A 12,732-nucleotide genomic window follows, 5' to 3' on the forward strand; every position below is an offset into this window, starting at 1 on the left:
GGCGGGCGGAAACGTTCGCCGGATCCGGCGTTCTTTTTTCCAGGTTTCCCTCCGGCGCCCTCCTTGGAGAGGTACGTCACACCGGTCCGGACCCGGCGTCCCACTCCTCGGGCGACCGGGCGAAAGAATTGGACACGCGGGCACCGGTCGGACGCATCATGGAGGCGCCGGACCACGTCATACGCAAGCAGAGGGAGTCGCCGTGAGGGTCGGAATCGTCGGAGCCACCGGTCAGGTCGGCACAGTCATGCGCAGGATCCTGGTCGAGCGGGACTTTCCGGTCGACGAGCTGCGCCTGTTCGCCTCGGCCCGCTCGGCCGGGTCGGTCCTGGACGGTGTGACGGTCGAGGACGCCGCCACGGCGGACTACTCGGGCCTGGACATCGTGCTGTTCTCGGCGGGCGGCGCGACCTCGAAGGCGCTGGCCGAGAAGGTCGCCTCACAGGGCGCCGTCGTGATCGACAACTCCTCGGCCTGGCGCAGGGACCCGGACGTACCCCTCGTGGTCTCCGAGGTGAACCCGCACGCGATCGCCGACCGCCCCAAGGGCATCATCGCGAACCCGAACTGCACGACGATGGCCGCGATGCCGGTCCTGAAGCCGCTGCACGCGGAGGCGGGCCTCGAAGCGCTCGTCGTCGCCACCTACCAGGCGGTCTCCGGTTCCGGCGTCGCGGGCGTGGCCGAACTGCACGGCCAGGCCGTCAAGGTCGTCGCGGAGGCCGACAAGCTGGCCCATGACGGTGATGCGGTCGACTTCCCCGAGCCGCAGGTCTACAAGCGGCCCATCGCCTTCAACGTGCTCCCCTTCGCGGGTTCGCTCGTCGACGACGGCCTGAACGAGACCGACGAGGAGCAGAAGCTCCGCAACGAATCCCGCAAGATCCTGGAGATCCCCGCCCTCAAGGTCTCCGGCACCTGTGTCCGCGTCCCGGTCTTCTCCGGGCACTCCCTCCAGGTGAACGCCCGCTTCGCGCGTCCGCTGAGTCCGGAGCGCGCCACGGAGCTGCTGGCCGGCGCCCCCGGCGTCGCCCTGTCCGACATCCCCACCCCCCTCCAGGCTGCCGGCAAGGACGTCTCGTACGTCGGCCGTATCCGCGCCGACGAGACCGTCGACCACGGCATCGCGCTGTTCGTCTCCGGCGACAACCTCCGCAAGGGCGCGGCCCTGAACGCGGTGCAGATCGCGGAGCTGGTGGCGGCGGAGCTGCGGGGCTGACTCCTCTGCCGAAGGGGCGGCCACCGTTTTCCGGTGGCCGCCCCCTCTCATGCGTCCCGTGCGGCGCGCCGCACGGCTTACAGGTCGAGCGCCGACTCCAGGGTGACCTCCGCGCAGAAGAGGCGCAGACCGTGCTGCTCCAGGGTCACCAGGACCCGTCGGCGGCCCTGCCCGTCGGAGGGCAGCGGGTCCGTCCGGACCAGGCAGGGCGTGTCGAACTCGGCGTAGCGGATGAACTCGGTGTCCATCGCGGCGACGGTCGTCGGGCGGGCGCTCGTGGCGTGGGCCGCCTGGCGGGCGGCTTCCAGCAGGAGCATGCCCGGGGCGTGGTCGACCGGGTGGTCGAAGAGCACCGGGTGCGTCGGGTCCACCCGCAGCCACCATCGGTCGGCCGTGTCGGTGGCGGACAGCACCACGTCCTCGGACCGGTCCCTGCCCACCAGCTTCGGGTCGACGGCGGGGCCGGGCGGCAGCGCCCGCTCCTGGGCGTGGGCGACGTCGGCGTACGGGCCGCGCAGGCGCTGGTACACGGCGGGCAGCTGGTTGTTGAAGCGGGTGTGCGCGGTGCCCAGCCGCTGGCCGCCCAGCGCGATGTCCACCGCCATGGTGAGCGCGGCCAGCCGTGTGCCCCGGCGGACGATGTCCGTGCAGGCTATGCGCAGTTCGAGCTCGGCGGTCGCCCTGGTGGCCACCAGGGCGACCGAGTTCAGGTCGAAGCGCAGCCGCTCCCAGGCCTGCCGGTGGCCGAACGGTACGCCGTAGGCGACGTGGGACAGCAGCGGCACCGCCTGGCGCACGGACTCGGCCACCAGGAGCGGGTCGTGGAGCCCGTGGAGCGGGCGGTAGAAGGGGTGTTCGCTCGGCCATCGCGCGCCGAGGACGAAGGAGTCGGCGCCACGGGCGCGCCAGGAAGAGAGCAGTACCTCTGCTCCGTTCGCCTTGTGCACATGGCTTTGCAGTACAACCATGACGGGCGCACCGGGCCCGGCAGACGCGGCTGTTCTGACGTGTTCTCGCTGAAGTACTCCGGACATACTGAATCCCCCAGTACAGAGGCCGAAGAGCGGTTGACCCACAACAACATAAAGAGCGTTCTGTTTTTCAAGACCAAGAAACAGTAAAGAATTCTTGTGTGTGCGGTAAATGATGGTGAAGGTTTCCCGCGTTCCTCCTGTCCGAAGGGTTGCCAGCCCCGGCTCGGCCATCGATAACATAAGGAGCGTTCTACTTTCTGGAGGTACAGCCGATGGCCGGTGCGAAGCAGGAGCGTGCAGTACAGACGCGGGAGTCGCTCCTGCGGGCGGCCGCGGAGGTCTTCGACGAGTTCGGCTACGCGGGAGCGAGCATCAACCGCATCCTCAAGCGCGCCAGGCTCACCGCCGGAGCCCTCTACTTCCACTTCGACTCCAAGGAGGACCTGGCGCGGGCCGTGATGAACAGTCAGCCCGACACCATCGTCCCGCGGCTGGAGTCGAGGGGCTTGCAGCGGCTCGTGGACATCACGCTCATGTGGGCCCATCAGCTCCAGGTGGATCCGATGCTGCGGGCGGGCGTCCGGCTGACCAACGAGCAGGCCTCCTTCGGACTTCAGGACGCCACCCCGTACCAGGAGTGGGCGGAAATCATGTCCGCCTGCCTGCGCGACGCGCACGAGCGTGGGGAACTCCAGGCCGGGGTGCAGCCCAGCGAGGTCGGCGAGTTCGTCGTCGAGGCGTGTACCGGCATGCAGATGTACTCGGCCGTGGCCAGTGGCCGCGCCGACCTGCCGGAGCGCACCACGAGGATGTGGCGGCTGCTCCTGCCCGGCATCGCGGTCCCCTCGATCGTCGCCCGCACGGAAGTGAGCCCGGAGCGCGTACGGACGCCGGTGGGCTGAGGCCGACGCCTGCCGGCACCGCCGAAGCGGGCGGTGCCGGCCATGACGTACGACCGGGCGCGGGCCGTGCCACGTGTGGTACGACCTGTGTTTCGCGCACCGCGGCAATGGCGCCGCCCTCTTTCGGTCACTCATCCCGCCGGAGGCGCCCGTCCAGTGCCCGCGGTCGCTCCGGCCGTTCACGGAGGTTCCATGTCCCACGCTCTCGAACATCTGCGGCTGGCCGCGCTCAACATCGACGGAGTGCTGCTGAACGACACGTTCAGCCCGGTGATCCACCACTTCATCGTGAGCCGGGGCGGCCGGTACACCGCTGAGCTGGAGCGCTCGGTCTTCTCGCAGCCGCAGCACATCGCGGGGCAGAACATGGCCCGGGCGGTGCCCGGCGAGCTGACCGGCCCCGAGGCGCTGGCGGCGTACTTCGAGGAACGCGACGCCTATGTCGCCCGCCACCCCGTCGCCATGACGGACGGCGCGATCGCGCTGGTGGAGCGGTTGCGGTCGCTGGGGCTGCGCACGGTCTGCTACGGCGGACTGTCCGCCGCGCACTTCGAGCGGTTCCTCGGCGACCACGCGGGCCTGTTCGACGGCCCCGGCTACGTCTGCACCAACGACTTCAGGCCCGGCATCCACGAGATCACCACCGAGGTCTTCGGCGTGCGCCACGACGAGGCTCTCTTCGTCGACGACGTCGCCCGGGTCGCCGAGGCCGCCAGGGAGCTCGGGGCGGCGTTCATCGGCCACCCGACCGACTTCGTCCACAGCCACCAGCCCCGGCTCATGCGGGAGGCGGGTGCGCGGTACCTGGTGGACTCCCTGGACGCGATCGACGAGCCGTTGCTGCGGGCCGTCGACGCGGAGGTCGCCCGCGGTACGTTCTGGGCGTCGCAGGACGACGCGCGCGTGGGCTCGCGGGTCCTGACGACCGGTCCGGTCAAGTAGCCGGTCCTGTCACGTAGTCCAGCCCAGCCAAGTACTTCGGTCCGGTCAAGTGCTTCGGTCCGGACGAGTACTTCGGTCCGGTCAAAGAGTTCGGTCCGGCCAAATGGTTCGGTCCGGTCGAGTAGTTCTGTCACGGGGGAGAACACAGCGCGATGAGCGATGGACAGCAGATGTTGAGAGACCGAGTGGCGATGATCACCGGTGCCTCCAGCGGTATAGGGGCGGCGGCCGCACGGCTGTTCGCCGAGGAGGGCGCGGCGGTCGTGCTGATGGCCCGGCGCGGAGAGCGGCTGAACGCCCTGGCCGCGGATATCGCCGCGGCCGGCGGGCGGGCCCTCGCGGTGTCCGGCGACGTGGCGTCGGACGAGGACGCCGAACGCGCCGTACAGGCGGCGCTCACGGAGTTCGGACGGCTCGACTGTGCCTTCAACAACGCCGGGTTCGCCACTGCGGGGACCCCGCTGCACGAGACGGGCGGCGACGTCTACGAGCGCACCATGGATGTCAACGTGCGCGGAGTGTGGAACTGCCTGCACCACCAGATACCCGCGATGCTGAAGCAGGGCGGCGGGGCGATCGTGAACACCTCCAGCGTCGCGGGGCTCAGAGCCACCGGTGCCTCCGCCGCGTACGTGGCCGCCAAGCACGCCGTCATCGGCCTGACCCGGGCCACCGCCGCCGAGTACGGGGAGCAGGGCATCCGCGTCAACGCCCTTGTCGTGGGCAGCACGCGCACGGAGATGATGGAGCAGGTGCTCGACGAGTCGCCGGAACTCGAGGAGCGCTTCGCGGCGGAAGCCATCCAGAAGCGCATGGCCGCGCCGACCGAGGTGGCACAGGCGGCGGTCTGGCTGTGCAGCGACCGCTCGTCCTTCGTGACCGGCGCGGCGATGCCGGTGGACGGCGGCGCGACGGCGGCCTGACCCGCCCGATCCCCGCACAGCGGACCACGGCCGCACGACGGACCACGGCCGCACAGGCGGACCACGGCCGCACAGGCGGACCACGGCCGCACAGGCGGACCACGGCCGCACAGGCGGGCATGGGCCCGCCGTGCGGCCGCGTCGTCGGCTCCCTCGCTGCGCTCTGCTCCGGGCGCTTCGACTCCCGGGAATTCGGGACTACTTGGGGCAGTCGGCGGCGACAGGCGGGCGCCCGTGCTGGTGTCCTTGCGGCGTATCCCATTGCCGTACGACCGCGAGGAGTCCGCCATGCCACGGGCCGTTGTGACCCGTCCGCCGACAGCCCGTCCGCCCGGGCGACGGGAGGCGCGCGCCCTCGCCGTCCTTGGACTGAGCGCGTTCGTGGTCGGCACCGCCGAGTTCGTCGTGGTCGGCGTGCTGGACCGGATCTCCACCGGGCTGCACGTGTCCGTGGGTACCGTCGGTCTGCTGGTCACCGCCTACGCGCTCGGCGTGTGTGTCGGCGGCCCCGCGCTGACCGCGCTGACGATCCGGCTCCCGCGCCGGTTCCTGCTCTGTGCCGCGCTGGCGCTGTACACACTGGCCAACGGCATGGCCGCGGTCGCGGACGGATTCACCGCGCTCCTCGTGGTGCGGGCGGTCGCGGGAGCGGTGCACGGGCTGTTCGTCGGTGTCGCGTCGGCGGCCGCCGCGAGCCTGGTCGGACCCGACCGCAAGGGGCGCGCGGTGGCCGTGGTCTTCGGCGGCATCGCCGCGGCCAACCTGCTGGGGGTGCCGCTGGCCACCTACGCGGGCCATGTGCTGCCGTGGCAGTGGGTGTTCGCGGGGATCGCCGTACTCGGATGCGTCGCCCTCGGTCTCACCCTCGCGGTGGTCCCGCAGGTGGCGAACAGCGGGCACGGTGCGCTGGGCGCGCAGACCCGGCATGTGCTGACCCGGCCCGCACTGCTGGCCCTGGGCACCGGAGTCCTGCTGTTCTGCGGCCAGTTCACCGTGTTCACCCTGCTCGGCACCTACCTCCAGCGCGTCACCGGAGTGTCCGGCGGCGCGGTCGGCGTCTTCCTCCTGGTGTTCGGCGCCGCCGGGTCGGTGGGCACGCTGGTGGGCGGCCGCTTCGCCGACCGGGACGCCGGTACGACACTGGTGGTGGCCGGCGTGGTGCTGACGGCCGACCTGGGTGTGCTGTTCCTGGTCGGCGGCCATCCCGTGCCGACCGCCCTCGCACTGGCCGTGTTCGGGCTGTTCGGCTTCGGCCTGGCGCCCGCGCTGCAACTGCGGACCATCGAACTGGCCGGCCCCGGCGGAGATCTCGCCTCGACACTGGGCGCCTCCGCGGGAAACGCGGGCATCGCGGCGGGGTCCGCCCTCGCCGGGTGGTTCGGTACGCGGTACGGGGTCGCGGGTCTGCCGCTGGCCGCGGCGGGGATCTGCGGGGCGACACTGCCCCTCGTATGGGCGCTGCGCCGTATGAAGCCGCCGCGGGGCGTCGCCGAGGTCTCCCCCGGTGCCCCGGATCCGTCCACGGAAGTGGCCGTCGTCGGCGGGTGACACCCGTGGAGCCACGGTCCGTACGCCCGTCTGCCCGCGCGCCCGTCGCAGGACGACAACGGCCTCGGCCGGCACCCCCCGCCGCACGGCGACAACGGCCTCGGCCGGCACCCCCGCCACACGGCGACAACGCGGTGCGGCCGCCAACCCCGGACGGGTGGCGGCCGCACCGTCGTGAACTCAGCGGAAGTCCTCCTCGCGGTACTCGGCGTCCGAGCCCGCGGCCGTCGCCTCGCGCAGCTCGATACGGCGGATCTTGCCGGACACGGTCTTGGGCAGTTCGCCGAACTCCAGGCGGCGGATGCGCTTGTACGGGGCGAGCACCGCACGCGAGTGCGCGAACAGCACCTTCGCGGTGTCGGGGCCCGGCTCCCAGCCCGCCGCCAGGACGACGTACGCCTTCGGCACCGCGAGGCGCAGCTCGTCCGGCGCGGGCACCACGCCCGTCTCGGCCACCGCCTCGTGCTCCAGGAGTGCGCTCTCCAGCTCGAACGGGGAGATCTTGTAGTCGGAGGCCTTGAACACGTCGTCGGAGCGGCCCACGTAGGTGATGTAGCCGTCGGCGTCACGGGAGCCGATGTCGCCGGTGCGGTAGTAGCCGCCCGCCATGGCCTCCGCCGTACGGTCCGCGTCGCCGTGGTAGCCGGTCATCAGGCCCACCGGGCGATCCGACAGGTCCAGCGCGATCTCGCCCTCCTGAGCACCCGGTGCACCGGAGACGGGGTCGAGCAGCTCGACCCGGTAGCCGGGGCTCGGCCGCCCCATCGAGCCCGTCTTCAGCGGCTGCCCGGGGCTGTTGGAGACCTGGACCGCGGTCTCCGTCTGCCCGAAACCGTCCCGGATGGTCACGCCCCAGGCGCGCCGTACCTGCTCGATGACCTCGGGGTTCAGGGGCTCCCCCGCGGCAACTGCCTCGCGCGGCGGTGTGCGCAGCTGGGTCAGGTCGGCCTGGATGAGCATGCGCCACACGGTGGGCGGCGCGCAGAAGGTCGTCACGCCCGCCCGGTCCATCTCCGCCATCAGCCGGCCCGCGTCGAAACGCGTGTAGTTGTGGATGAAGACGGTCGCCTCCGCGTTCCACGGCGCGAAGAGGTTCGACCAGGCGTGCTTGGCCCAGCCGGGCGAGGAGATGTTCAGGTGCACGTCACCGGGCTTGAGCCCGATCCAGTACATCGTCGCCAAGTGGCCCACCGGATACGACACATGGCTGTGCTCCACCAGTTTGGGCAGGTCCGTCGTACCGGAGGTGAAGTAGAGCAGCAGCGGGTCGCCGGACCGGGTGGGGCCGTCCGGGGCGAAGCCGGCGGGAGCTCCGTACGCGTCCTCGTACGTCTGCCAGCCCTTGGGCGCGCCACCGACGGCGATCCGCGTGTAGTCGCCGGGGACCTCGTCGAACTTCCCGGTGTCCCCGGCGCGCACGACGGCGTGCCGTACCCGGCCGCGCTCCACCCGGTCACGCAGGTCGGCCGCCCCGAGCAACGGGGTGGCCGGGACGAGAACGGCGCGCAGCTTCATCGCGGCCAGCGCCGTCTCCCACAGTTCCAGCTGATTGCCCAGCACCATCAGGATCCGGTCGCCGGCCCGGATCCCCTGCGCCCGCAGCCAGTTGGCGACCCGGTCGGAGCGTTCGGACAGCTCGGCGAAGGACAGGCGGGTCTCGGATCCGTCCTCCTCCGCAATGTGCAGGGCGGTGCGGTCGTTTCCGTCCGCGATGACGTCGAACCAGTCGAGCGCCCAGTTGAAGTGGTCCGGGCGGGGCCAGTCGAAGCCCGCGCAGGCCGTGGCGTAGTCCTCGCGGTGGGCCAGCAGGAAGTCCCGGGCCGCCCTGAACTCCGCGGTGGGGTCGGTTCCTGACACTGTGTCACCTCATCTCTCTCGGGTGCTGCCGGCCCGGCTCAGCCTGCCGCCCCGTCCACCGGGACGAGTTCGACGACCGGGATGTCGCGGTCCGTACGGCCGCGGAACTGGGCGAAGTTCGGGTCCTGCGCGGTCTGGAGCCGCCACAGCTCCTCCTGCTCGGCAGCGGGCACGGGTTCGGGCCTGACCACGAACCGGCGTCCCGGCAGCTCCACGGTGCCGGTGCCGGCCGCGATCAGGTTCTGGTACCAGGCGGGGTGCGACTCGGCGCCGCCGTTGGCCGCGAAGACGATGTGGCGGCCGCCCCGCTCCAGGTGGACCAGCGGGGTGGTCCGGGTCGCACCGCTGCGTCGCCCGGTGGTGCTGAGCAGCAGGAGGGGTACGTCCCCGAAGTCGGCCACCCGGCCGCCGCTCGCGCGGAATTCCTCGATCACCCGCCGGTTGAAGGGATTGCTGTTGACGCTTTCGTCCACGGCCGTCTCCGCTTCGTTCACTGCCTGTGCTTCTTTCACCGTCTGTGCTTCTTTCACTGCCTGCTTCTCATTCTGCGTCTGTGCCTGCGTCTGCGTCTGCGCCCGTGTGGATTCGTCGGCCGAATCCGTCCCGCTGTCGGCGCGGTAGGCGTCCCAGCTCTCCTCCGGAAGGTAGAGGCGGGTCGTGGTCGTTTCCTCGAACGGCATTCCCGCGGGCATGTTGATGAGTTCCATGTGCAGGCCCCAGGGAGTGGTGAAGTACACCCAGCGGTCCCCCGCGATCGGCCCGTCCGTGATGGTCTCCGGCTCGCCGAGAATGGTCACCCCCGGTACCTCACGCAGGTACGCGACCGCCTTGTCGACGTCGTCGACGTAGAGGGCGAAGTGGTGCCCGCCCCAGTCGCTGTTGAGCGGCCGGCCGTGGTCCTGGTCGGGCGCGGTGTACTCGAAGAGCTCCAGGTTGCCGACCGGCCCCAGCCGCAGCATCGCGATGTGCGCCGAGGCGCGCGGGTGGACACCGAGTTTACGGGTCATCCAGTCGCCCTCGGCGTCCTCCACCGGGCCCAGCCGGTAGGCGAGTTCGGCCCCGATGACGTCGACGAAGAAGCTCACCGCCTGTTCGAGGTCGGGCACCGTGTAGGCGATGTGGTGGACGGCCCGGGCTCCGGGAAGTGTGCTCAAGGTTCGCTCCGTTCGGCCTCGGTCCGCCGTGGGCGGACGCGTGTGCTCCGGGTTCTCGCACCCGGTCTCGCCTGGACCATGGGCCATGCGGCGGGCTCGGACAAGGGCAAGTCCAGGAAGTCGCCCGACATGCCGAAGTGGGCGCTATGGGTTGGCGTCCGGGGATCCCGTCCTGTTGAGATGGAGTCCGTCGAGGGCAGCGGCCGAATGCCGAGGACCGGCGAACAAGCACGGAGTAACGAAAGCGCGGAGTGCCGGACAGGACGGCACCGCGTCGAGAACGAATCCTCTCCGGCGTTGTTCATTCGTACCGGCCGCGCCTTTCTCCGAACCGCGTTGAGCGAATTCCAGGAAACGCGCGATTGTCCAGATAACGGGGGTCAACATGGGTGAGTTGAAAAGACGTAGGTTCGTGGGTCTGGGCTCCGGGCTCGCTTTCACGGCAGCGACCGGGGGCGGGCTGGCGACGGCGCCCTCCGCACGGGCGGCGGACGGTTCGACGGTGACGGCACCGGTGACCGGCGCGGCCTCGACGGGAGTCTCGGTGACCCCGGCCGACTCCCGGTACTCGGACCTGATATCGGGCAACAACCAGCGGTGGACGTCGAGTCCGGACAAGATAGCGCTGCCCCGCACCGCCGCCGACGTGGTCGCCACGGTGCAGGAGGCGGTCACCGGCGGCAAGCGGCTCTCCGTCTGTAGCGGCGGCCACTGCTTCGAGGACTTCGTGTTCAACGCGGACGTGAAGATCAACATCAACATGTCCCTGATGAACGCGGTCACCTTCGACACCGCGATGAACGCCTTCCGTGTCGGGGCCGGGGCCACCCTGCTGGACGTGTACGAGGCCCTGTACGAGGGCTGGGGTGTCACCCTCCCGGCCGGTATCTGCCACAGCGTGGGCGTCGGCGGCCATGTCACCGGCGGTGGCTACGGCAATCTCTCGCGCCAGTACGGACTCACCGTCGACCACCTCCACGCGGTCGAGGTCGTCGTGGTCGACGCGGCAGGCACGGCCCGCAGCGTCGTGGCCGCCCGCGACTCCACCGACGCCGCCCTGCGCGACCTGTTCTGGGCGCACACCGGCGGAGGCGGCGGCAGCTTCGGCGTCGTCACCGCCTTCTGGTTCCGTACGCCCGGGGCCACCGGCGCTCCCGAAGGCCTGCTGCCGAAGGCACCCGCCAAGATCTTCCTCACCCTCGCGGGCTGGCCGTGGGAGAAGGTCACCCCGGACGGGTTCGCGGCTCTCGTCGAGTACTGGGGCACCTGGTTCGAGACGCACAACACCGCGGGCACCACGGCCGGTTCGCTCTACTCGTGGCTGATGCTCAACCACCGCGACAGCGGTTCGCTCGGCGCCGTGGTCCAGCTGGACGCCTCGTTCGCGGACGCACCGAGCGTGCTGTCGGACTTCCTGGCCGGGATGGACCAGGCGCTCGGCCTGCACTCCGCGACCACCCGGCACGACGGCGTACTCGACTCGGAGTACACCTCGACCCGGCTCATGCCCTGGCTGCGCGGCACCCGCTACATCGGCGCGATCTCCCCGACGCAGCTCGACCCCACCACGCGTGGCTGCCACAAGTCGGCCCATCTGCGCACCCGGACACCCCAGCGGCAGATCGACGCCATGTACACCCACCTCACCAGCACGGACGGGCCGAGCACCATGACCGGCATCGTCCTGTCCGCCTCGGGCGGCAGGATCGCGAGCGTCTCGCCCACCGCGACCGCGGTCGCCCAGCGTGACGCGATCATGAAGGTGAACTTCGAGAGCCGCTGGTACGCCGCGGCGGACGACGCGAAGAACGTCGGCTGGATCCGCGAGGCCTTCGGCGCCGTGTACGCCGACACCGGCGGTGTGCCCGTGCCGAACAGCGTGTCCGACGGCTGCTACATCAACTACCCCGACGGCGACCTGTCCGACCCGGCGTTCAACACCTCGTCGGTCGCCTGGCACGACCTGTACTGGAAGCAGAACTATCCGCGCCTCCAGCAGGTCAAGAAGACCTGGGACCCGCGCGACGTGTTCCGGCACCGGCAGTCCGTGCGCCTCCCCTGACCAACCCGCACCCGCACACAACACCCCCACAGAGAACTGGAGACACCAAATGCGTACCACCACCCTGGGCAAGAACGGTCCGGTCGTAGGCCGCGTCGGCCTCGGCACCATGGGCATGTCCTTCGGCTACGACCCGCACGGCTGGGACGACGACGCCTCCGTCAAGGTGATCCACCGCGCCCTCGACCTCGGCGTCAACCTGATCGACACCGCCGACGTCTACGGCCCCTTCACCAACGAGGAACTCGTCGGCCGCGCCCTCAAGGGCCGCCGCGACGAGGTCGTGCTCTCCACCAAGGGCGGCCTGGTCGTCGACGAGAACGGGCTGAACCTCAACGGCAGCCCCGAGCACCTGTCGGCCGCCGTGGACGCCAGCCTGCAGCGCCTCGGTGTGGACCACATCGACCTGTACTTCCTGCACCGGGTGGACCCGACCGTCCCGCTGGAGGAGAGCTGGGGCGCCCTCGCCGAGCAGGTCGCGGCCGGCAAGATCCGCTCGCTGGGCCTGTCCGCGGTGACCCTTGAGCAGGTACGCGCGGCGGAGTCCGTGCACGAGGTCGCGGCGGTCGAGTCCGAGGCCTCCCTGTTCACCCGGGACGCCTTCGCCGACGTCCTCCCGTACACCGTCGAGCGGGGCATCGCCTTCCTGCCCTTCTCGCCGCTCGGCCGGGGCCTGCTCACCGGGGCCTTCGCCAAGGCCGCCGACCTGCCCAAGGACGACTGGCGCAGCACCCAGCCGCGCTTCACCGACGAGGCGTTCGCGCACAACAAGGCGATCGTCGACACGGTCGCGGCGGTGGCCGGACGGCACTCCGCCTCCACCGCGCAGGTGGCGCTGGCCTGGCTGCTGAGCAAGGGCGAGTACGTCGTGCCGATCCCCGGCACCAAGACCGAGCGCTACCTGGAGCAGAACGCCGGCGGTGCCGACCTCGATCTCACCGCCGAGGACATCGCCGAACTGAACGCGCTGCCCGAGCCCCTGGGTGCCGCCGAAGCCTGAGCCGGTGGTACGCAGCCGACTTCGGCGGGAGATCCCCGCCGACTCCGTCCCGTCGGCGCCGCGACAGGGTCAACCCCGGTCCGGCGCCGACGGGGCACGCCCCCCTGAGGGCTCCCCCCAACGCGATGCCCTTCCCCCCTCACGACGCCAC

10 protein-coding genes are annotated in these 12,732 nt (G+C 70.8%); 7 read left to right on the forward strand and 3 right to left on the reverse strand.

Features of this window, described 5'->3' with window-relative positions; all coding sequences use genetic code 11:
- Positions 1–202 precede the first annotated feature (202 nt).
- The gene (locus tag ACIPC1_RS04420) at positions 203–1,219 is read left to right on the forward strand and encodes an aspartate-semialdehyde dehydrogenase (RefSeq protein WP_402513096.1); all 1,017 of its coding nucleotides are present in this window, start codon (positions 203–205) and stop codon (positions 1,217–1,219) included.
- A gap of 77 nt (positions 1,220–1,296) precedes the next feature.
- Here the strand turns inward: ACIPC1_RS04420 and ACIPC1_RS04425 are convergent, their stop codons facing one another.
- Positions 1,297–2,187: a ScbA/BarX family gamma-butyrolactone biosynthesis protein gene (locus ACIPC1_RS04425; protein WP_402513097.1), complete on the reverse strand. Its 891-nt coding sequence runs from the start codon at positions 2,185–2,187 to the stop codon at positions 1,297–1,299.
- 278 nt (positions 2,188–2,465) lie between these two features.
- Here ACIPC1_RS04425 and ACIPC1_RS04430 point away from each other — a divergent pair, with 278 nt between their 5' ends.
- From ACIPC1_RS04430 to ACIPC1_RS04445, 4 genes are all read left to right on the forward strand, one after another.
- Positions 2,466–3,095, forward strand: a complete 630-nt coding sequence (locus ACIPC1_RS04430; RefSeq protein WP_402513098.1) for a ScbR family autoregulator-binding transcription factor — start codon at positions 2,466–2,468, stop codon at positions 3,093–3,095.
- A 192-nt stretch (positions 3,096–3,287) separates the two neighbouring features.
- On the forward strand, positions 3,288–4,037 hold the full coding sequence (locus ACIPC1_RS04435; RefSeq protein WP_402513099.1) for an HAD family phosphatase: 750 nt from the start codon (positions 3,288–3,290) through the stop codon (positions 4,035–4,037).
- Positions 4,038–4,189: 152 nt separating this feature from the next.
- Positions 4,190–4,960, forward strand: coding sequence for an SDR family NAD(P)-dependent oxidoreductase (locus tag ACIPC1_RS04440; protein WP_384373915.1), 771 nt, complete (start codon positions 4,190–4,192; stop codon positions 4,958–4,960).
- A 288-nt stretch (positions 4,961–5,248) separates the two neighbouring features.
- On the forward strand, positions 5,249–6,508 hold the full coding sequence (locus ACIPC1_RS04445) for an MFS transporter (protein ID WP_402513101.1): 1,260 nt from the start codon (positions 5,249–5,251) through the stop codon (positions 6,506–6,508).
- 180 nt (positions 6,509–6,688) lie between these two features.
- Here the strand turns inward: ACIPC1_RS04445 and ACIPC1_RS04450 are convergent, their stop codons facing one another.
- Both ACIPC1_RS04450 and ACIPC1_RS04455 read right to left on the reverse strand, forming a co-directional pair.
- Positions 6,689–8,365 carry an AMP-binding protein gene (locus tag ACIPC1_RS04450; RefSeq protein ID WP_402513103.1) on the reverse strand — a complete coding sequence of 559 codons (1,677 nt, stop codon included), beginning with the start codon at positions 8,363–8,365 and terminating at the stop codon, positions 6,689–6,691.
- Between the two features lie 38 nt (positions 8,366–8,403).
- A complete protein-coding gene (locus ACIPC1_RS04455) occupies positions 8,404–9,519 on the reverse strand; it encodes a nitroreductase/quinone reductase family protein (RefSeq protein ID WP_402513105.1) in 1,116 nt (371 codons plus the stop codon).
- Between the two features lie 394 nt (positions 9,520–9,913).
- Here ACIPC1_RS04455 and ACIPC1_RS04460 point away from each other — a divergent pair, with 394 nt between their 5' ends.
- Together ACIPC1_RS04460 and ACIPC1_RS04465 are read left to right on the forward strand one after the other, a co-directional pair.
- Positions 9,914–11,581, forward strand: coding sequence for an FAD-binding protein (locus ACIPC1_RS04460; RefSeq protein WP_402513107.1), 1,668 nt, complete (start codon positions 9,914–9,916; stop codon positions 11,579–11,581).
- Positions 11,582–11,630: 49 nt separating this feature from the next.
- Entirely contained in the window at positions 11,631–12,581 is a 951-nt protein-coding gene (locus ACIPC1_RS04465; RefSeq protein WP_402513109.1) for an aldo/keto reductase, read from the forward strand.
- Positions 12,582–12,732: the final 151 nt, after the last annotated feature.

Origin of the sequence: Streptomyces sp. NPDC087263, assembly GCF_044744645.1 — a bacterium.
Lineage (GTDB): Bacteria > Actinomycetota > Actinomycetes > Streptomycetales > Streptomycetaceae > Streptomyces.